The organism is Bradyrhizobium sp. USDA 4454, from assembly GCF_054822705.1.
The window spans coordinates 5,226,043-5,247,222 of the sequence record NZ_JBTRCN010000001.1; the positions used below are offsets into that span (position 1 = coordinate 5,226,043).

Genomic DNA, 21,180 nt, shown 5'->3' on the forward strand with positions numbered 1-21,180 from the left:
TCGAAGGGTCGACGGCCCTGCCGGTGGCCGTGCATCCTTCGAGACGCCGCTACGCGGCTCCTCAGGATGACGGGTCTCCCTCTACCCGCCGCCCACGATCGCATTGAACACGCGGCGGACCTCGCTCTGGGTTTCGCGCAGGCGCGCTTCAAGCGCGGAGAAATCCGGCGCATCGCCTGCGCGCGCCATCACGCGCCGCAGGTGTTCGCCCGCGGTCTCGGGATTGAACTTGCCGGTCACGCAGAGCCGCAGGATCTGCGTCAGATCATGATAGAGCCGCGCTGCCGAGCGCAGGATCTCGGCCTCGGACTGGCCGAGCAGGCCAAGCTTGGCGGCATTGTCCAGCACCTGCAGCGTCGAGACGCTGAGGATCTCCGGCTTCACTGACGCGTGCGCGAGCTGGAGATATTGCGCGATGAAATCGATGTCGACGAGCCCGCCGGCGGCGAGCTTGAGGTCCCAGACGTCGTCCTCACCCTTTTCCAGCGCGATCGCGCGCCGCATGTCGGCGACATCGGCCGCGGTCGACGCGGCATCGCGCGGTCGCGTCAGCACGCTGCGGATAATCGTCTCGATCCGCTTGCGGAACTCGGGCGACGACGAGATCACGCGGGCGCGCGTCAGCGCCATATGCTCCCAGGTCCACGCCTCGCGCTCCTGGTAGTCGGCGAACGCATCGATCCGCGAGGCGACCGGACCGGCGCGCCCCGAGGGACGCAGCCGCATGTCGACCTCGTAGAGCACGCCGTAATTGGTGCGGGTCGTGAAGGCACTGATCAGACGCTGGGTGAAGCGGGCAAAATACTGCGCGCCGTGCAGCGAACGCTCGCCGTCGGAATCCGGCGACTCGCTATCGAAATCGTAGAGCGTGATCAGATCGAGATCGGAGGACGCCGTCATCTCGCGGCTGCCGAGCCGGCCCATCGCGACGATCGCCGTCTCCTGCCCCTTGATCCGGCCATATTGCGCGGCGAACTGGTCGGTGACGAGGCCGTGCACGGTGTGCACGATGCCCTCCGCCACGTCGGCAAAGGCGGTGCTGGCGTGCTGCGCCGACACGGTGCCGGACAGGATCCGCGTGCCGATCAGGAACAGGCTCTCCTGGCCGAACAGTCTCAGGCGATCCAGGAAGTCCTCATAGGACGACGCATCCTGCAGCGTGGCGGCAAGCCGCTCCGACAATTCCTTCTTGTCCGGCATCGCGCCGAAGAAGCGTGGGTCGACCAGGCCATCCATGATCTGCGGCTGCCGCGCCAACATGTCGCCGAGCCGCGGCGCAGCGCCGAGGATCAGCGCCACCAGCGCGACGAAATCGCGGTTCTGGCTGAGCAGCGAGATCAGCCGCCCGCCCCGTTGCAGCGCGCCGAGGAAACGGTCGAATGCCACCACCGCATCGTCAGGCTCCTCGGCATGGCGCGAGACCGTCGATCAGGCCGGGAATGAATTCAAGGAACGCCGCCCGCGTCGCCTCCACGCGCAGCGCGCGATAATCGCCCGCGATCCATTGCTGCACGGTGCCTGCGACCGCAACCGGTTTCTTGAAGCCGAGCTGGGCGAGATGCTCGATCAGGCGGCCGTCGTCCGGGCCGGCGCCGTAGTCGACATCCGGCAGCTTCGCGGTGCCGGTTGGATCGTCGCCCTCGAACAATTTGCCGTAATGGTTCTGCACGATCTTGAGCTGGCCGAGCAGATCCGTGGCGAACGCCTCGCGATTTGGATAACCGAAGAAATGCGCGAACCGCTCGACGTCGTCAGGCTCTTCGGGCAGCGAATGGGTCTGCTCGTCGGCGATCATCTGCAGCCGATGCTCGACCCGGCGCAGGAATTCGTAGGCCGTCGTCAGCTCGTCGCGCGCCTCGAAGGTGATCCAGTTGCTGTGGGCGAGCACGTTGAGCGCCTCCAGCGTCGGCCGCACCCCGCAGCTCGGGATGGCGGCCGCCGGCGATCAGCTGCTGGGTCTGGGCGAAGAACTCGATCTCGCGGATGCCGCCGCGGCCGACCTTGACGTTATGGCCCTCGACCGAGATCTCGCTCTGGCCGCGATAGGTCTGCATCTGCCGCTTCATGTCGTGGACGTCGGCGAGCGCTGCAAAGTCCAGGTGCTTGCGCCAGACGAACGGCGCGAGCTCGCCGATCAGCGCCTCGCCGGCCCTGGGATCGCCGGCGCAGGGCCGCGCCTTGATCATCGCGGCGCGCTCCCACGTGCGTCCCTCGCGCTCGTAATAGTTCAAGGCCGCGTCGGTCGAGATCGCGACCTGGGTCGAGGCCGGGTCCGGGCGCAGGCGGAGATCGACCCGGAACACATAGCCGTCGCCCGAGCGCTGCTGCAGCATCCGCGCCATCGCCTGGGTGACGCGCACGAAGAACGGCTGCGGCTCGATGTCCTCGGCGAGCGAGGTGGCGGTGCGATCGAAGAACACGATCAGGTCGATATCGCTGGAATAGTTCAGCTCACCCGCGCCCATCTTGCCCATCGCGAGCACGATCAGGCCCGAACCCATCTCGGGATGTTCGGAATCAGCGGCGGTCATCCGGCCGCGCGCGACCTCCTGCCGGAACAGATAGCGCAGCGCCGATTGCACCGAATTCACCGCGATGTCGGTCAGGGCCGCCGTCACCCGCATCACCGGCCAGACGCCGCCGATGTCGCACAGCGCGATCATCAACGCGGCTTCCGCCTTCATGCGGCGAAGCAGATGCATCACCTCGGCCTCGCTGCCGGCGGAGACCACCTCGCGCGAGGTGGTCTCGATCAGGCCCGCGAGATGCTGTTCCGGGTCGCATGACAGGATCCGGATCAGCCGCGCGGCATCAGCGCGCGCGAGCTCGAACAGATAGGGCGAGAACTCGGCGATGCCGCGCAGGATGTCCCGCGCGAACGGATATTCCAGCAGCACCGCGAGCGCGGCCGATTGCGCCGGCTCGAGCTCGGCGAACCAGTCGGTCAGGCGTTGATCGGCGGATACGGGTGCGGCGACATGCGGTCCGTCCGCGAACCGCGCGGCCAGACGATGTCGATCCGCGTTCCCCGGCGCGGCGGCATTCATGCCGCCTTCTGTGGCACATCCTGCGTTTGAGCCGCAAGCCTGTCACTGCCGCCGGCCCGCGCCGGCAGCACCAGGGTCGCGACCAGCCCCGGATGGGCGTCGCCGAGCCTGAGCTCGCCGCCATGGAGCGTGGCCACTGCCGAGGCCAGGCTGAGGCCGAGACCGGAACCGGGCAAGGTGCGGCTCGCCTCGAGGCGGACGAAGCGCTCGACCGCGTGCTTGCGGTCGCCCTCGGGGATCCCAGGACCATGGTCGGTGACGCAGAGCAGCACCTGATCGCCCTCGCGCCGCGCCTCGATCAAGATTTCGCGCGCATCGGCCTTCATCGGCTCCACGCCCGGATCGGGCTTGCCATATTTGATGGCATTCTCGACCAGGTTGGCGACCGCCTGACTGATCAATTCGCGGTTGCCGTGTATGGGCGCCGGCGCGGTCTTGACCTGCAGCGTCATGCCGTCGTCCTCGGCCAGCGGCTCGTACAATTCGTGGATACCATTGGCGACGTCGGCGCCGTCGAAATCGTCCATGTTGCCGCGCGCCTGGCCGGACTCGGCGCGCGCGATCATCAGCAGAGCATTGAAGGTGCGGATCAGGCCGTCGGATTCCTCGATGGTCCGCTCCAGCGCCGCGCGATAGTCGGCCTCGGAGCTCGATCGCGCCAGCGCCTCCTCGGCGCGGTTGCGCAGCCGCGTCAGCGGCGTCTTCAGGTCATGGGCGATGTTGTCGGAGACCTCCTTCAGCCCCGTCATCAGCGCCTCGATGCGCTCCAGCATGGCATTGAGATTTTCCGCGAGGCGGTCGAGCTCGTCGCCGCTGCGGCCGACCGGCAGCCGGCCGGAGAGATCGCCCGCCATGATGCGCTTGGTGGTGCCGGTCATGGCGTCGATCCGGTGCAGCACGCGGCGCGCGACGAAGATGCCGCCGCCGAGGCCGAGCACGATCACGACCAAAATCGACCATTGCGCCGCCTTGGCGACGATGCCGAACAACCGCCGCCGCTCCTCGAGGTCGCGCCCGACCAGCAGGCGGAAGCCATTCTCCATCTGGGTGACCCGCACCAGCGCGCGGTGATCGGTCTGGTCCTGGTCGTCGAGCCGGCGATAGGCGGTCTCGGTCCAGCCCTGCACGCTCATCACGCCCGGCGCCAGCGCGCCGACATTGCCGGCCAGCATCTGCCCGTTCGGCGCCGTCACGAGATAGAGGTTGGCGCCCGGCCGCAGCGCACGGTTGCCCATCGTGCCGAGCAGGCCGCGCAGGCCGCGGCGGGTGTAGATGTCGGTGATCTCGCTGATCTCGACATTGACCGTCGTCGTGATCTGCTCGGTGATCAGCCGCCGCGTGTTCCAGGCGAAGTAAGCCAGCAGCGAGGCGGCAAACAGCGCGAACAGGAACAGGTAGACCAGCGTCAGCCGAAACGCCGTGGTCCGGATCAGTTTACCGAATGCCGTCACGGATCATATACCCCGCGCCGCGGATGGTATGCAGCAGCGGACGCTCAAAGCCCTTGTCGATCTTCGAGCGCAGCCGCGAGATGTGCACGTCGATGACGTTGGTCTGCGGATCGAAATGATAGTCCCAGACATTTTCGAGCAGCATCGTGCGCGTCACCACCTGCCCTGCGTGCTTCATCAGATATTCGAGCAGGCGGAACTCGCGCGGCTGCAAGGTCAGCTCGTCCTTGCCGCGGGCGACGCGATGCGACAGCCGGTCAAGCTCGAGGTCGCCGACCTTGTAGGTGGTCTCCTCGGCCGGCCCGACATTGCGCCGCGACAGCACCTCGACGCGGGCGAGCAGCTCGGCGAAGGAATAAGGTTTCGGCAGATAGTCGTCGCCGCCGGCGCGCAGGCCCTTGATGCGGTCGTCGACCTGGCCGAGCGCCGAGAGGATCAGCACCGGCGTCCGGTTGCCCTTGTCGCGCAGGATTCCGATCAGCGACAGGCCGTCCCGCTTCGGCAGCATGCGGTCCACCACCAGCACGTCGTAATCGCCGGTTTCGGCCATCGACAGCCCTTCCTCACCGTCGGAGGCGAGATCGGCGATGTAGCCGACTTCGCGGAATGCCTTGACCAGATAGTCGGCTGACTCGCGGTCGTCTTCGATGATCAGGATGCGCATTTGCGGAGCGGTTGCGGTCACGGGAATGGGCCCTCTGTCAGCATGGCGCGGCCGGCCTGCACATGCAAGACGACCGCGCGCAATCTCGAAATGTTGGGAAAAAGTGGGCGGTGAAGCTGGGGGACTTCACCGCCCTGAGACCTTCCGACGGAGGGGGGCATATTCCATCGAAAGGCAACATAGGGAGCGAGCAAGGGGCCCGCCCCCCGGAAAGCGCCGTCGGCGGGGGCGACGAATGCCGGCGACGCTTTCCAACTCATATGTAGTTATCCCTTGGCCAGCGGCACTGCCACAAAGCGCGACGAACCGCCGCTCTTCACGCGCATCAGAACGCTGTTCTTGTTGTCGCCGCGGGCCGCAGTGATCGCATCCCGGACCTCCCCGGCGGTGCCGACCGACTTGCCGGCGACCTCGAGGATCACGTCGCCTTCCTTGAAGCCCCGCTCGGCGGCAGCACTCTTGGGATCGACTTCGGTCACGACCACGCCTTCCTTGCCGGCGCCGGCCACGCTGTTGGCGGGAGCCACGGTGAGGCCGAGCTTCGGCACATCGGTGCCGCGCGACGAGTTGCCCTTGTCGCTGTTGTCGGTGTCTGCCTTGGCTTCCAGGTTGTTCGGCAACTGGCCGAGCGTGATGTTGACGACCTTGTCCTGGCCCTTGTGCAGCACGTTCAGCTTCACGGCATTGCCGGGCGCGATGCCGCCGATGGTGCGGGCGAGTTCGCGCGCATCCTTCACCGGCTCGCCATTGACGGCGGTGATGACGTCACCGGACTCGATGCCGGCCTTGGCCGCGGGGCCGTTGGCCTGCGGTTCGGCGACCAGCGCGCCTTCGGCCTTCTTCATGCCGAGGCTGTCGGCGATCTCGGAGGTGACCGGCTGGATCTGGACGCCGATCCAGCCGCGGCTGACCGAGCCCTTGTCCTTCAGTTGGGCGACGACGCTCTTGACGGTCTGCGCGGGAATCGAGAACGCGATACCAACGCTGCCGCCGGACGGCGAGTAGATCGCGGTGTTGACGCCCATCACCTCGCCGGAGACGTCGAACGCCGGGCCACCCGAATTGCCCTTGTTCACGGGCGCGTCGATCTGGATGAAGTCATCATACGGGCCGTTGCCGATGTCGCGGCCGGAGGCGGAGACGATGCCCGCGGTCACGGTGCCGCCGAGGCCGAACGGATTGCCGACCGCCAGCACCCAGTCGCCGATGCGCGGCTTGCTGTCGGAGAGCTTGGCGAACTGGAAGTTCGGGCCAACCCTCGACCTTGATCAGCGCGAGGTCGGTCTTCGGGTCGGTGCCGATCACCTTGGCGGAATAGGTCTTGCCGTCGTCGGTGGTGACTTCGACCTTGTCGGCGCCGTCGACCACGTGATTGTTGGTCACGGCATAGCCGTCAGCCGAGATGAAGAAGCCGGAGCCCTGGCCGGTCACCACGCCACCGCCACGCGGTCCACCGCGCAGACCCGGGGGCAAGCCATCCGGACCGCCGAAGCGGCGGAAGAAGCGCTCCATCGGCGAACCCGGCTGGAACGGCGAATCGTCATTGTTGCCGCTGTCGTCCTTCGCGACCTTCTCGCGAATGTTGACTTTGACCGAGATCACCGACGGCTTGACGCGCTCGACGATGTCGGCGAACCCGACCGGCTGCTGGACCTTCTTGACCTCGTTATTGACCTGCGCATGCGCAGGCGTCGTGAACAGGTCGGCGGGATTATGCGAGGGGCTGAAGCCGTAGGTGGCGGCACCGAGGCCGGCCACGACCGAGGCCATCAGCGCGAGTTTGCGGGCAGAGAACAGCGCGCGCTTCGGCGCCTTGTAGGACGGAAGGGTCGAGAGGTCGGGACGTTCGGTCATTGGCTGAAATCTCCAGGGCCAGAATCAATTGGTGCCGGGCAAGCACCTGATGCGTCTGAACATGGGGTCATCAGCCTTACAGCGCGCTGGCTGCGGAATTAAACTTTGGTAATTGAGGCGGCCGATGCTGCGGCAGAATAGCGCAGGCAAAATAAGGGCTTAAACGGGAACTAAACCGGCTTGTCCGGCGCGGATTCGGCCGCCAGCAGCCGTTCCAGCCGGACTTCCTCCTCGGAGGTCAATCCGGGGCCGGAATCCGCCCCGCCGGGCTGCGGATTTGCCCTGCGCCGGCCGAGCCGCCAGAGCGCAAAACCGCCCAGCAGCAGCGCCAGCGGCGGGGTCAGCCACAGCACCAGCGTATGCTCGTTGAGGCGCGGCTTGAGCAGCACGAATTCGCCATATCTGGCCACCAGGAAATCGATCACCTGGGCGTCGCTGTCGCCGGCCGAGATGCGTTCACGCACCAAGAGGCGGAGGTCGCGCGCCAAGGGCGCCTCCGAATCGTCGATCGACTGGTTCTGGCAGACCATGCAGCGCAGTTCCTTGGAGAGCTCGCGCGCCCGCGCCTCCTTGGCCGGATCGGTCATGATCTCGTCGGGCAGCACGGCGCGGGCCGGCATCGCGCCGAGCATCAGGATCGCCGCAATCACCGCGGCTGCGAGGCTGCGCGGCCGCATCATTCGGCCGCCTGCAAGGCGCGCGCGGCGGCCTTGGCCGGCTTCGGCGCACCGACCCGCAAGCGGCGGTCGGACAGCGACAGCAGGCCGCCGAAGGCCATCAGCACCGGCCCCCACCAGATCATCAGGACCAGCGGCTTGTGATAGATGCGCACCGCGATCGTGCCGTCGGCCGCGGCATCACCGAGCGAGATGTAGAGCTGGCTGGCGCCGCGGGTCAGCAGTGCGGCCTCGGTGGTCGAGGCGCCGCGGGTGGTGAAGTTGCGCTTCGACGGCGTCATCACGCTGATCTTTTCGCCGTCACGGGTCACGGTGAATTGCGCGACCATCTCGCGGAAATTCGGGCCCTGCCGCGGGGTCAGGCCGTCGAGCCGCAGCTCGTAGCCGGCGACGCGGGCTGTGTCGTCCGGCTTCATGGAGCCGATATATTCGCTGTTCCAGGCGGTCTCGCAGACGATCCCGATCAGGGCGACACCGAGACCGGCATGCGCAAACGCCGTGCCCCAGGTGGCGCGCGGCAGGCCGCGCGCACGGCGCAGCGAGAGCGACAGCGGAATCCGAAACAGCGCGATGCGCTCGGCGAGATCGCACAGCGCGCCGACGATGACGAACGCCGCAAGCCCGATCGCAAGCGGCGCCAGCGTCGCGCCGCCATAGGTCCACGCCAACACCAGCGCGATCGCAACCAGCGCACCGATACCGGCCACCATCAGCCGCTGCGCCGCGCCCAGCAAATCGCCACGCTTCCAGGCCAGCAGCGGCCCGAACGGCACCGCAAGCAGCAGCGGCACGAACAGCGGTGCAAAGGTGAAATTGAAGAACGGCGCACCGACCGAGATCTTCTCGCCGGTCAGGACCTCGAGCGCCAGCGGATACAGCGTGCCGATGAACACCGTGGCGCAGGCGGTGGTGAGCAGCAGATTGTTGAGCACCAGCGCGCCTTCGCGCGAGATCGGCGCGAACAGCCCGCCCTGCTTCAGCGCCGGCGCGCGCCAGGCATAGAGCGACAGGCTGCCGCCGATGAACACGAACAGGATCAGCAGAATGAACACGCCGCGGGTCGGATCGGTGGCGAAGGCGTGCACCGACGTCAGCACGCCGGAGCGCACCAGGAAGGTGCCGAGCAGCGACAGCGAGAAGGTCAGGATCGACAGCAGCACCGTCCAGACCTTCAGCGCGTTGCGCTTCTCCATCACCAGCGCCGAATGCAACAGCGCGGTGCCGGCAAGCCACGGCATCAGCGAGGCGTTCTCGACCGGATCCCAGAACCACCAGCCGCCCCAGCCGAGCTCGTAATAGGCCCAGTAGGAGCCCATCGCGATGCCGAGGGTCAGGAAGATCCACGCCATCAGCGTCCACGGCCGCACCCAGCGCGCCCAGGCGGCGTCGATCCGCCCTTCCAGCAGCGCCGCCACCGCGAACGAGAACGAGATCGAGAAGCCGACATAGCCGAGATAGAGCATCGGCGGATGCACCGCGAGGCCGATGTCCTGCAGCACCGGATTGAGGTCGCGGCCCTCGAGCGGCGGATTGGCGATGCGCAGGAACGGATTCGAGGTGATCAGGATGAACAGATAGAACGCGCTGGCGACCCAAGCCTGCACCGCCAGCACATGCGCCCGCAGCGACAGCGGCAGATTGTTGCCGAACGCCGCGACGAGGCCGCCGAACAGCGCCAGGATCGACACCCACAGCAGCATCGAGCCTTCATGGTTTCCCCACACGCCGGTGATCTTGTAGAGCAGCGGCTTCAGCGAATGCGAATTCTCGTAGACATTGGCGACCGAGAAATCCGAGGTGACATGCAGCGTCACCAGCGCCGCGAACGAGGCCGCGACGAACAGCAATTGCGCCAGCGCGGTCGAGCGCGCGACGTTCATCAGCGCCGCATCGCGCCAGCGCGCGCCGACGATCGGCACGATCGACTGGATCAGCGCCAGAGCGAGCGCGAGCACGAGGGCATAATGTCCGCTTTCGGCGATCACCGAACGGCTCCCTGGGTCGGCGCCGCGGAGGCGCTCGGCATATTGTTCGGCTTCTTGCCGTAATCGTCCTTCCAATGGCCCTGCTTCTTCAGGGCATCGGCGACGTCCTTCGGCATGTAGGTCTCGTCATGCTTGGCGAGCACGGTGTCGGCGCGGAACACGCCATCCGCATCGAGCGCGCCTTCGGCAATGACGCCCTGCCCTTCGCGGAACAAATCCGGCAGGATGCCCTTGTAGGCGACCGGCAGCGTCGCAGCCCCGTCGGCGACGGTGAAGGTCACGGCGAGATTGTCGCCGCGCTTGAGCGAGCCCTGCTCCACCAGTCCGCCGAGGCGGAAACGCTTGCCCGGACCGAGATGCTTTTCGGCGACCATCGACGGCGTCGAGAAGAACACGATGGAATCGCGCAGCGCGTTCAGCACCAGGCCCGCGGCGATCGCCAGCACAGCAAGCGCGCAGCCGATCAATGTCAAACGCCGTTGCTTCCTGGTCATGGTGCATCCTTGCTCATGACATCATCCGAAAACCGCCGCGCTCGTTTCGGTGTCATGATTTATCCATCCAACCCGAGATTCTTCAGCCCTTCATTGAGCTGACGCAACCGGTTCGCATCGTTGGCGACCGCCTGACGGGCATCAGCGAGCGCGCTGATCGCCTTGTCGCGCTCCCCCATCACGAGATAGGCGCGCACCAGCCGCAGCCAGCCCTCGACATCGTCGCCATTGGTCTTCAGCCGCGTCGCCAGCCGATCGACCATGCCCTTGATCATGGTGCTGCGATCGGCCTCGCTCATGTCCTTGGCCGCAGCCATTGCACCGTCCGGCAGGCTCGGCGCGCTGACGCCCGGGGGAACGTCTGGCACGGTGCCGCCGACCCGCACCAACGCCGCCTGCACCAGCGGCCGCCACGGCGCATCTGACGGCGCCTTCGCCAGCATCTTCTGCCAGAGCGCGGCGGCATCAGCCTTGCGGCCGTCCTGCTCGGCGGCGAGACCGAGGAAATAGTTCGCCTTGGCGTCGTCGCCATTCAGCGCCACCGCGCGCTCGAACTCCGTCTTCGCCTCCGCGGTGACGACGCCGCCGGCGGTCCCGATCAAGGCTTCGCCGAGATCGGCGCGGCGATCGGCGCTGTCGCCGGCATAGCTGATGGCGTTGCGATAGGCGCGCACCGCATCATCGTAGCGACCGAGCCGCGACAGCACCGGCGCCAGCACGGTCCAGCCGCGGCCGTCGGTCGGGTTCTTCTCCAGATGCGCCTCGACCTGCGCGACCAGATTGGCGAGCGGCTGGTTGGCATCGGCGACCTTGCTGCGTTCGGCAAGCGGGAAGTCGCCGAGCCGCGGCGAGCCGAGCGCGAGATAGAAGCTCGAGGCAATCACCGGCAGCCCGACCAGCGCGACGACCGTGGCGGCACGCCGCAGCGTCAGATTGCCCTGCACCGGGGTGTCACGTCCGCTCTGGTCGGCCGCGGCCAGCAGCCGGCGGCTGATCTCGATCCGCGCGGCATCGGCCTCGGCGGCGCCGATGATCCCTGAAGCCATGTCGCGGTCGATCTCGGCGAGCTGGTCGCGGTAGACCACGACCTCGCTGCCGCCGCTATCCGCGCGCCCGCGGCGGCTGAGCGGCCACAGCACGGCAAAGATCGCCGCGACCGTCATCAGCGCGAACACAAACCACAGCGTCATCAAGCGGTTCCCGGATGGAACGGCGGCTTCCGGCAAGCCGCCTTAGAATCGCTTTACACCACCGGCGGCGAGCCCGGCAATTGACAATTGCTGGATCGGCGGAAGGTCGGAACGGGGTGATTTTCCAGTGCCATTCCAGCGGTCCAGCAACGGCATTTCCGGGCCAAGGCGGGCTTTACCAAAAACTGCGAAAACAACCCCATGCAAAGGAGCCGGACGGCGGCCGCCGGCGCTCAAAGGACGACTTGACACGTCGGGCAACTCAGAGGCACACTTCCATTATTCCGAAATTGTGTGAATGCCTATCGCCCGCATTGGACGGGCTCGTCGGTTTTGCCGTCGAACATGCGCGGGAATTGCCGCGACCCATAAGATAGTCCGGCAGTGCTTTGTGCTGGTGCACATTGCAATTAAATGCACCGTAATGCCTTGTCGTCATTCAGGGGCGTGCGAAGCACGAGCCCGGAATCCATCGGGCCACAAGCTGCGCGGGTGAGTGGATTCCGGGTTCTCGCTTCGCGAGCCCCGGAATGACGCTGCTATAATTGCGATGACAGCACTGGACTGCGCTACCCTGCGCGAGACGACTTCCGCTCACCCGTCACGGCATTCTCCGCCGCCCGGTTCATCAGCGAGGCGTAGTCGTGGCCGAACAGCACTTCGCAGAAGCGGATCGCGGCCTTGACCTGCTGCTGGCGGAAGGCGCGGACCCGGGCGTCGCCACCGCGCAATGACTGCACCAGCCCCTCGGTCGATTGCTCGACATAATGCTGCAGGTCCGAGAAGGTGCGCAGCGTCACCTCGTTGATGGCGAGCTCGCTGGCATAGGTGCGGCACACCGCGACGAAATCGATCAGGGCGGCGACGTCCTCGACCTCGGACATGTCGATCTTGGCGCCGGCCGTGATGTCCTTGTCGGCGCGCTGGCGCAGGATGCGGCGGACCCGGCCCGGCACGCTGTCGATCTCCGATTGCAGCGCGTTGGAGGTGTCGGCGCGCACCGACGTCAGCTGGCGGCCCCAGGTGGAATCGTTGCGCAGGTCGAGCTCGGTGCGCAGGCCGCGGACGCCGTCATGCAGGGTCTTGAGCTGCTCGCCGACATACTCGAAATGCCCGCGCTTGATGTCGGTGCGCAGGCAGGCCGCGACGAACGACAAATCATGCAGCGCGATGGTGACGGCGACGCCGTAGGGCGTTGCCGCGACCCGCAGCTCGTCGTCGGAGGCCGCCATCTTGATCGCGAGCCGGACGATCTGCCACGGCGCGGCGAGCCGCTGCGCGATCAGCGACAGCGCGAACGGCAGGAGCTGCGGCGTCTGCAGCGACGGCAGCTTCAGCGCGTCGGTGGCGGAGGCGATCTGGGAGTCGGCGAACACGCGGATCTGGCGCGGCAGCCGGCTACCCAGGGTCTCCAGCGCCTCGCGCGCCTGCAGCACCAGGCCGATCGGCAGCAGGTCCTCGACCACGCTCGGCGGGCCGACGCGCGCCAGCGCGCGCTGGCGGTCGTCCTGGCTGGGCCCTGCGATCTTGATGATGGCCTCTGCGGCGGCCAGCTGGAACTTGCGCGCGGCGATCTCGATCGGGCCGTTCTCGGTCGCCGCCGCCAGCGCCGCCTCGAATTCGCTGATAGCCTCGGGCGCGCCCTCGCGGGCCAGCCATTGCCAGATCGGCAGCAGCGAGGCGCGCCGGAGCTGTCCGGGCCGGGTCGGGAAATTGGTCTCGGCAAGGAACGGCTCCAGCGGCCGGAACAGCAGCCGCGCCGGATCGTCGCTGCGCGGCTCGATCCGCTCGTCCTCCTCGGCGCCGCGCACGATCTTGCGCAGCTGCTCCAGCACCAGATTGGCGACGGCGACGTCGTCGCCGCGTTCGACCGCGCGCTCCAGCTCGCGCATCAGCAGCGCCTGCGATTGCGGCGGAAGCTGCGCGAGATAATCCCTCAGCCGCTCGGTCGATTTCTGGCTCATGCGCCCGGTCGTGAAAGCTTGATGCCCGGCAAACGCCGCAGCCCGTCCGCCCGCGATGATAGAGGCGGCCGCGTTAAGAACGCGTTTAGGAAGAATGGCGGCGCCAGGCACGATGCGGCGGCGTCGAACATCGTCATTCCGGGGCGCGAAGCGAACCCGGAATCTCGAGATTCCGGGTTCGATGCTTCGCATCGCTCCGGAATGACGATACCCAAAAAGCGCTCCTATGAGCTGGTTTCATGGAATTGCTCGCCTACACCGCCGGCAACACCAGCTCGGCCCGCAGGCCGCCGATCGGGGCGTCGTTCAGGATGAGATGGCCGCCATAGAGGCCGGCGAGATCGGTCACGATCGACAGGCCGAGCCCCGAGCCGGGCTTCGATTCGTCGAGCCGCTGGCCGCGCCGCGCCACCTGGGCGCGCTCGGCCTCCGACAGGCCGCGGCCGTCGTCGTCGACCACGATGCGCAGCCTCGGTCCCGCGCCCGACGCCTCCGGCGGAACCAGGGCGACCTCGATCAACACCTGCGAGGCGGCCCATTTGCAGGCATTGTCGACGAGATTGCCGACCATCTCCTCAAGATCCTGCCGCTCGCCGCGAAACCGCGCCGCCGGATCGGCCTTGGCCTCGATGGTGAGATCGCGGTCGCGATGAATCTTCTCCATCGTCCGGCGCAGCGCCTCGATCGCGGGCGCGACGTCGGTGATGGTCGAGACGATGGTGGCGCGGGCGGCGATCCGCGCCCGCTCGAGGTGGTGGGCGACCTGGTCGCGCATCAGACCGGCCTGCTCCAGCACCTTGCCGGCGAAGGGATCGGCGGAATGGGTGGCCGCCTCGTTGACGATCACCGACAGCGGCGTCTTGATCGCATGGGCGAGATTGCCGACATGGGTGCGCGAGCGCTCGACGATCTCCCGGTTGGCATCGATCAGCGCGTTGGTCTCGCGCGCCAGCGGCGCGATCTCGACCGGGAAGCGGCCCTCCAGCCGCTCGGCGCGGCCGGAGCGAATATCGGCAATCGAATCCGAGATCCGCTTCAGCGGTGCCAGGCCGTAGCGCACCTGGAAGATCGTGGTCAGCAGCAGCACGATACCGAGCGCGGCGAAGGTGCCGAACAGGTAATAGTCGAAGCTGCGGGTCTCATCGAAGATCTCGGTGGCGTCGCCGGCGACACTGACCAGGAACTTGCCGTCGGCGCCGAGATCGACCGGGCGCTCCACCATGCGCAGGCTCTGGCCTTCGGGCCCGTCGACATAGCCGAGCCGCACGCCGGCGGCAGTCAGCTCGGCGCCGTGCTCCTCGAGCTTCGGCAGCTTTTTGTCCCACAGCGAGCGCGAGGCCCGGGTCTCGCCCTTTTCGGTGTCGGTGCGGGCGATCTGCCAGTACCAGCCCGACAGCGGCAGGTCGAACAGCGGCTCGCCGAGCGACTGGAATTGGCGATCCGCCGGCTCGTCCGGCGTCGCCACCTCGGCGATCAGGGTGCGCAGATAGAGATTGAGCCGGCGGTCGAAGGCGCGCTCGGTCGCGTCGCGATAGACCGACGACAGGATGACGCCGGTGATCGCCAGGATCACCACCACCCAGGCGGTCGCCGAGACGAACAGGCGTGTCGCAAGCGAGCTGCCGCCCATCAGGGCACGAACTCGAACGGCGTGTCGGCGACAGACATCAGGGATTCAGACATCAGCGAATCCAGTCCTCCCGGCGCGGATCATGACAAGGCCCGCCTGGCGATCAAGCGCCTTAAGAGCGTGATCCAACGCAATAGGATATGCCCTCATCCTCTTGTTTAATCGCACTTCTTCACGCGAAGACATTCGGGCACTACAATTGTCATTCCCCGCGAATGCGGGGAATCCAGTACGCCGCGGCCCCTCCATCAAACATCGGCGTCTCGGAATAATGGATCGTCCGCCTGAGCCTGTCATCGGGCGCGCGTTCGCGCGACCCGGCGGCGGACGATGACACCGAAACAAAACGCAACTGTAACTTTAGGTCGGCGGCGACAGCATGTAGCCGAGGCCGCGAACCGTCTGGATAATATCGACTTCCAGCTTCTTGCGGATGCGGCCGACGAACACCTCGATGGTGTTGGAGTCGCGGTCGAAGTCCTGGTCGTAGAGATGCTCGACCAGCTCGGTGCGCGAGACCACCCGCCCGGTGTGGTGCATCAGATAATCAAGCAGGTTGTACTCGTGCGAGGTCAGCTTGATCGGGTTGCCGTTGACGCTGACCCGCTTGGTGCGGGTGTTGAGCACCACCGGCCCGCACACCAGCTCGACCTGCGCATGCCCGGTGGCGCGGCGCAACAGCGCGCGGATCCGCGCCAGCACCTCCTCGAGGTGGAACGGCTTGGCGACATAATCGTCGGCGCCGGCATCGAAGCCCTGCACCTTGTCGCTCCAGCGGTCGCGCGCGGTCAGGATCAGGACCGGCATCACCCGCTTGTTGCGCCGCCAGGCCTCCAGCACCGAGATACCGTCCATTTTCGGCAAGCCGATATCCAGCACGACGGCATCGTAGGGCTCGCTGTCGCCAAGGAAATGCCCCTCCTCGCCGTCGAACGCACGATCGACCACATAGCCGGCGTCCGTCAGCGCGGTGGTGAGCTGGCGGTTCAAATCCGGGTCATCCTCAACGACGAGCAGACGCACTTTGGCCTCCGAGAGTGAGCATTGCGATAGTCCGGGCATCAAATGAGGCTTCGCGCCGTGAACGGCTTATGAATGGAGCCGCAGGGCAAAGCTAATTTTTTCGTCAGGTGCACATCCCGGGAACCCGCGCAAGCGCGACCGGTTCCCGCCGTAAGATGCGGACGCAATGAGGCTTGGTTTCAATTCGCGGTATTTTGATACCAACAACTCGGATATACGCCCGCTTGTCCATCGTCGCCGACCTGACGCGTCGATACCGTGAGCAATATCACTGACGGCGGCCGGTTAACCTTCGGCAGGAATTCATTTTCGCGGACGTGAGCAATGCGCTAATGCAACTGGACACAGGGACCGGGAATACTTGATTGCTTGTTTCGAAGATTAGGACGTTTGGCGTGGTTGCGGGCTGGCTTGCGCTGGCCTTCATCGCATTCGTCACGTTGTCCCCCATCCAGGACCGTCCGTCGTTTTTCCATCCGCAGACCGAGCGCTTCGCCGCATATGCGGTGATGGCCACGGCCTTCGTGATCGGCTACCCGCGGCGGACCACCCTGATCGTGCTGTTTGTCGTGTTCAGCTCGTTCACGCTTGAGGCGATGCAATTGCTGACGCCGGACCGTCACGGCCGGCTGCTCGATGCGATCGTCAAGATCGCGGGCGGGCTCGCCGGCATCAGTGCGGGTCACTTCATCCTGCTGGTGCTGCGCAGCCAGCTCGGCCGGCTGCGATCGCGCGCGGAACAATCCGCGGGTTGAACCGCTCAATCGCGCTTCGGCGCTTCCGCTGACCTGGTGCCCTCTTGCGCCATGCATTGCTGAAAGAAATTCAGCCGGTCACCATTCATCGGCGTCGCTCCCGGCCGCTTGTACGGATAGACCATGTAGGCGGCGCGCAGGCACCGCTTCGCCGTCTCAGCGTCGGGGGCTGCGATGGCGGCACGCGACGACAGCAACAGCGCCAGCACCACACTGAACCGGACGGCCGCGCCGCTCACGGTTTCTCGCATTCCGAGTAGAACACGCCATTCGCCGCCGCCTTCCGCTGCAGGCAGTGCCGCTTGTCGGTCACCGCGCCCTCGACCGTGAGGTCGTAGGCCTGCGCCTTCAGGATCAGCGCGTAGCGTCCCGGCGACAGCGCTGCGTCGTCGCGCGGCCGGACCTCGAACATCAGGCGGGCCTTTTCCCTGGGATCCTGATGCGCGAGCTGCTGCGGCTTCTGCCGCGCAAGCTCGTAGATCGCGGTGCGCAGCTGCTGCGGGTCGGAATTCACGGAATCGATGGTCCGCGCCAGCACCAGCGCGAACTCCACTTCGGGATGCGCAGGGCCGATATCTCCGAGCGTCCTCTGGGCCGGCGTCGACGTCATAAATGTTAGCCTGCATTGCCCATAATGTTACAACATTCTAGGTGGCTTTTACTGTTAACACAAATGACGAAGCCGCAGATGACGCCGCCGTCCGGCGTTCCCGGATACAGCAGGATTCATTGACCCGCCCGTTGCAAATCCTGGACGGCTGGCTGTTCGCGCCGAAGCGCGAGCGCCGGTCGTGGCCGGACCTCCTGCTCCTCGCGGGCTGGATCGCGCTGACCGGCTTCCAGATTTCCCGTCACGTGATGTGGCGCGACGAGGTCCGCGCGCTCACCATCGCCCTTGATGGCGACGATGTGATCGCGATGCTGCGAGGGCTGCATGGCGAAGGCCACCCTGCCCTCTGGTATCTGCTGCTGCGCGGCGCGCATGCCGCGGTCGGCCGGGTCGAAGTGCTGCCTGGGGTTGCCTTCGCGGTAGGGTTCGTCACGGTCGCGCTGCTGATCTTCCGATCGCCGTTTCCGCGGCCGCTGGTCCTGCTGCTGATCACCGGCCATGCGCTGCTGTTCGAATATGTCGTGATGGCGAGGAATTACGGCATCTCGGCCTTGTTCCTGTTCGCGATCGCGGCCTGCTATTCGGTTCACCGCGACCGCGGCGTCGTGCTCGGCGTGCTGCTGTTGCTGCTCGCCAACACCAATGTCGTCGGCGCGATCATGGCCGGCGCCTTGCTGCTGTTCTGGCTGCTCGACCTGCTCGAAGTTCACGGCTGGGGCTGGTCGCCGCAGCTGACCAACTTCGGGATCAATGCGACCATCGCGACGATCGGCGTCGCGATCTGCGCGGTGACGATGCTGCCGACCTATAACGATGCGGCGGCGCGCGACTGGTCGCGCGCCTCGCCGCTGACCGCTGCGATGCTGGCGCTGGTGAATCCGGGCGCGACGTCGCTCGGCGCGCTGTTTGCCAATCTGCTGCCTTCGGTCGTGGGATCGGTGCTGCTGTTCGGCGCGACGCTCGGTCTGTTGCCACGCCGGCCCGCCTTTCTCGCCGCGATCGCCGCCCTGTTGCTGACGTCGCTGTTTTTCGCCGTCGCCGCCAACGGCGCCTACCGCCACGCCGCGGTGTTTCTGTGCTTCCTGATCGCGCTGTACTGGATCGGCTGGAGCAAGATCACCGCGGCATCCGCCGGACTGCTGCCGGCGATCGGGCGCGTCTCGCTGCTGCTGGTGCTCGCGATCCAGACCGCCGCCGGCATCAACGACCTGCGCAATGCCGCGACCGGCGTTGTCGCAAGCCGCAGCGCCGATCTCGGCCGCCTGATCGCCTCACGCCCCGATCTCGCCAATGCCGTCATCCTCAGCGAACCGGAATATCTGGTCGAGGCGCTGCCCTATTACGTCAGGAACCCGCTCTATCTCGCACGCGACCACAGGTTCGGTAGCGTCGTGATCTTCTCGCGCAAGGGCAAAATGGACAGCGATCTCGGCGCGACGCTGCGCCTGGCGCGCGAACTCCGCGACACCCGTGGCGCGCCCGTCATCATCCTGCTGGCCTACCGGCTCGATGCGATCGTGCCCGACCAGATCTATGACGAAGGCAAGGACTGGCGGACGTTCCGCGCCTCAGCCGCCGACATCAGCGACTTCCGCGCAGCGACCACGATGATCCACCGCTTCGGCCAGGCGAAGACCGACGAGAGCTTCGACGTCTACCTGCTCAATTAGGCGATCGATCGAGGATAACAGGACAAGGAACCGCGCGATGGCGCTGATGGACAGCAAGGTCGAAGCCAGCAAGCCGCCTGCCGCGGGCATCCGGCAGTATCTCGCGATCCTCAGGCTCGATCACAGCACCAAGCACATCTTCATCCTTCCCGGCATCATCCTGGCCTGGCTGTTGCGCGGCGCCAGAGGCGAGCATCCTGCCGCCTCGATCATCCTTGGCCTCGTCGCAGCAGTCTGCATCGCGTCGGCCAATTACGTGATCAACGAATGGTTCGACCGCGGCTTCGACCGGCATCATCCGACCAAGTCGCAGCGTTCCGCGGTGCAGAGCGTGATGGACGGCAAGATCATCGGCTTGGAATGGCTGCTGCTGGTGGCGATTGGCCTCGCCTGCGCGGCCGCGAGCAGCCGCCTGATGCTGCTCGCGACCAGCATCTTTGCACTTCAAGGCATCGTCTATAACGTCCCGCCGCTGCGCAGCAAGGACAAGGCCTATTTCGACGTCATCTCGGAATCCGTCAACAATCCGCTGCGGCTATTGATCGGCTGGGCGATGATCGACCCGACCTCGCTGCCGCCGGGCTCGGTGATCCTGTGCTACTGGTTCGGCGGCGCATTCCTGATGGCGGCCAAGCGGTTGTCGGAATATCGCGAGATCGCCGCCTCCCACGGCCGGGAGCTTTTGGCGCGCTACCGCGCGAGCTTTGCGGACTATACCGAGGTGTCGCTGACCGCGTCCTGTCTCAGCTATTCGCTGTTCTCGGTGTTCTTCCTGTCGGTGTTCCTGGTGAAGTACCGCATCGAGTACATCCTCGCGATGCCGCTGGTGGTGATGCTGTTCACCACCTACTTCTCGATGTCGACGTCACCGGGGTCGTCGGCGCAGAAGCCGGAGAAGCTCTATGGCGAGCGCGGCCTGATGCTGACCGTGCTGGCGCTGGTCGCCGTCTTCCTGGTGACGAGCTTTGTCGACATGCCGTTCCTCGCCCGCCTGGCGGAGCAGCACTACATCACGCTGGAATGAGGTCGCTAGCGCGATTGGTTAGCGCCGGCGCGGATGCGCCTTCTGGTGCCAGGCCCAGGCCGAGCGGATGATGGTGCCGAGATCCGACCGGCTCGCCTTGAAGCCGAGGCCGCTTTCGGACTTCGAGGGATCGGCAACCAGGATCGGCGGATCGCCGGCGCGGCGTTCACGCACCACGCTCGGCACCGCTTCGCCGGTCTCGGCGCGGATCGCCTCAAGCACCTCGCGAACCGAATAGCCGGTGCCGGTGCCGAGGTTGAACACGCCGCCGGCGTCTCCCTTCAACAGCAGCTCGAGCGCGGCGATATGGGCGCTGGCGAGATCGTCGACATGGATATAGTCGCGCACCGCGGTGCCGTCAGGCGTGTCGTAATCCTCGCCGAAGATCGCGAAGTCAGGCACGTGCCCGAGCAACGCCATCAGCGCGCGCGGGATCAGATGCGTCTCGGGATCGCGGAGCTCGCCGATGCTGCCGGACGCATCGGCGCCGCAGGCGTTGAAATAGCGCAGGCAGACCGAGTTGAACCGATAGGCCGCGCGATAATCCGCCAGGATCTGCTCGATCATGTATTTGGAGCGGCCGTAGGGATTGACGGTCGGCCCCGCGGCGCTCTCCGGAATCGGATCGCGCCCGGCATTGCCGTAGACCGCGCCGGTCGAGGAAAACACCAGGCGGTCGCAGCCCGCCTGGCGCATGCCGCGCAGCAGGCCGAGCGTGCCGGCGACGTTGTTGGTGAAGTATTTTTGCGGATCCGCCACGGATTCGCCGACCGCGCTGAACGCGGCGAAATGCATCACGGCGCGCGCATCATGCGCGCGGATGGTGGCGGTGATCTTATCGTGATCGGCGACGTCGCCGACGACCAGCGGTCCCCATTGCACGAAGTTGCGATGACCGGTGGACAGATTGTCGTAGACGACCGGAACAAATCCGGCCTCGGCAACGGCCTTGGCGCAGTGGGACCCGATATATCCCGCGCCGCCAGTGATCAGTATCGAACCCTTGCTAGTCATTGAAAATGTCGTCCCTGCGCGGACCCATCCTGCGTCTCAACAGACGCAGCGCCTGCATGGGTACGACATTCCGTCTGGCGCGGCAAAACGGCGATGGGAATAGCGTTAAGACCGCCCCGCTTACGCGC

At 66.2% G+C, this 21,180-nt stretch carries 15 protein-coding genes and 2 pseudogenes; 3 read left to right on the plus strand and 14 right to left on the minus strand.

The genetic code is table 11. The features are described 5' to 3' along the window. Positions 1–81 precede the first annotated feature (81 nt). From ACVIW0_RS24405 to ACVIW0_RS24455, 11 genes and pseudogenes are all read right to left on the minus strand, one after another. A pseudogene (locus ACVIW0_RS24405) lies at positions 82–3,047 on the minus strand (bifunctional [glutamine synthetase] adenylyltransferase/[glutamine synthetase]-adenylyl-L-tyrosine phosphorylase). Continuing rightward, the gene (locus ACVIW0_RS24410; protein WP_461354659.1) at positions 3,044–4,498 is read right to left on the minus strand and encodes a sensor histidine kinase; all 1,455 of its coding nucleotides are present in this window, start codon (positions 4,496–4,498) and stop codon (positions 3,044–3,046) included. The pseudogene ACVIW0_RS24405 and the gene ACVIW0_RS24410 overlap by 4 nt, the downstream one beginning before the upstream one ends. Next, on the minus strand, positions 4,482–5,162 hold the full coding sequence (locus ACVIW0_RS24415) for a winged helix-turn-helix domain-containing protein (protein ID WP_106319421.1): 681 nt from the start codon (positions 5,160–5,162) through the stop codon (positions 4,482–4,484). The genes ACVIW0_RS24410 and ACVIW0_RS24415 overlap by 17 nt, the downstream gene beginning before the upstream one ends. A 266-nt stretch (positions 5,163–5,428) precedes the next feature. After that, a pseudogene (locus ACVIW0_RS24420) lies at positions 5,429–7,016 on the minus strand (Do family serine endopeptidase). A gap of 170 nt (positions 7,017–7,186) precedes the next feature. Further along, entirely contained in the window at positions 7,187–7,693 is a 507-nt protein-coding gene (locus tag ACVIW0_RS24425) for a cytochrome c-type biogenesis protein (protein ID WP_461354660.1), read from the minus strand. Further along, positions 7,693–9,678, minus strand: coding sequence for a heme lyase CcmF/NrfE family subunit (locus ACVIW0_RS24430; RefSeq protein ID WP_461354661.1), 1,986 nt, complete (start codon positions 9,676–9,678; stop codon positions 7,693–7,695). Before ACVIW0_RS24430 ends, ACVIW0_RS24425 begins: the two co-directional genes overlap by 1 nt. Further along, the gene (gene ccmE / locus ACVIW0_RS24435; RefSeq protein ID WP_461354662.1) at positions 9,675–10,172 is read right to left on the minus strand and encodes a cytochrome c maturation protein CcmE; all 498 of its coding nucleotides are present in this window, start codon (positions 10,170–10,172) and stop codon (positions 9,675–9,677) included. The genes ACVIW0_RS24430 and ccmE overlap by 4 nt, the downstream gene beginning before the upstream one ends. Positions 10,173–10,231: 59 nt before the next feature. Beyond that, positions 10,232–11,362, minus strand: coding sequence for a c-type cytochrome biogenesis protein CcmI (ccmI, locus tag ACVIW0_RS24440; RefSeq protein ID WP_461354663.1), 1,131 nt, complete (start codon positions 11,360–11,362; stop codon positions 10,232–10,234). A gap of 569 nt (positions 11,363–11,931) precedes the next feature. Next, positions 11,932–13,326 carry a hypothetical protein gene (locus ACVIW0_RS24445; RefSeq protein WP_461354664.1) on the minus strand — a complete coding sequence of 465 codons (1,395 nt, stop codon included), beginning with the start codon at positions 13,324–13,326 and terminating at the stop codon, positions 11,932–11,934. A gap of 253 nt (positions 13,327–13,579) precedes the next feature. Beyond that, entirely contained in the window at positions 13,580–14,956 is a 1,377-nt protein-coding gene (locus tag ACVIW0_RS24450; RefSeq protein WP_461354665.1) for an ATP-binding protein, read from the minus strand. Between the two features lie 360 nt (positions 14,957–15,316). After that, a complete protein-coding gene (locus ACVIW0_RS24455; RefSeq protein WP_461354666.1) occupies positions 15,317–15,979 on the minus strand; it encodes a response regulator transcription factor in 663 nt (220 codons plus the stop codon). 395 nt (positions 15,980–16,374) lie between these two features. Between ACVIW0_RS24455 and ACVIW0_RS24460 the strand changes: the two genes are divergently transcribed. Beyond that, positions 16,375–16,734: a VanZ family protein gene (locus ACVIW0_RS24460; RefSeq protein ID WP_461354667.1), complete on the plus strand. Its 360-nt coding sequence runs from the start codon at positions 16,375–16,377 to the stop codon at positions 16,732–16,734. A 5-nt stretch (positions 16,735–16,739) separates the two neighbouring features. Here the strand turns inward: ACVIW0_RS24460 and ACVIW0_RS24465 are convergent, their stop codons facing one another. Both ACVIW0_RS24465 and ACVIW0_RS24470 read right to left on the minus strand, forming a co-directional pair. Continuing rightward, positions 16,740–16,973 carry a hypothetical protein gene (locus tag ACVIW0_RS24465; protein WP_461354668.1) on the minus strand — a complete coding sequence of 78 codons (234 nt, stop codon included), beginning with the start codon at positions 16,971–16,973 and terminating at the stop codon, positions 16,740–16,742. Continuing rightward, on the minus strand, positions 16,970–17,344 hold the full coding sequence (locus ACVIW0_RS24470; RefSeq protein ID WP_461354669.1) for a hypothetical protein: 375 nt from the start codon (positions 17,342–17,344) through the stop codon (positions 16,970–16,972). The genes ACVIW0_RS24465 and ACVIW0_RS24470 overlap by 4 nt, the downstream gene beginning before the upstream one ends. 119 nt (positions 17,345–17,463) lie before the next feature. Here ACVIW0_RS24470 and ACVIW0_RS24475 point away from each other — a divergent pair, with 119 nt between their 5' ends. Beyond that, positions 17,464–19,014 (plus strand): hypothetical protein, encoded by a 1,551-nt coding sequence (locus ACVIW0_RS24475; protein WP_461354670.1) that lies wholly within the window; start codon positions 17,464–17,466, stop codon positions 19,012–19,014. A 37-nt stretch (positions 19,015–19,051) separates the two neighbouring features. Then, complete coding sequence (locus ACVIW0_RS24480; RefSeq protein ID WP_461354671.1) at positions 19,052–20,038, plus strand: UbiA family prenyltransferase; 987 nt, start codon at positions 19,052–19,054, stop codon at positions 20,036–20,038. Positions 20,039–20,056: 18 nt separating this feature from the next. Here ACVIW0_RS24480 and galE read toward each other — a convergent pair whose 3' ends face one another. Then, a complete protein-coding gene (gene galE / locus ACVIW0_RS24485) occupies positions 20,057–21,052 on the minus strand; it encodes a UDP-glucose 4-epimerase GalE (RefSeq protein ID WP_461354672.1) in 996 nt (331 codons plus the stop codon). Positions 21,053–21,180: the final 128 nt, after the last annotated feature.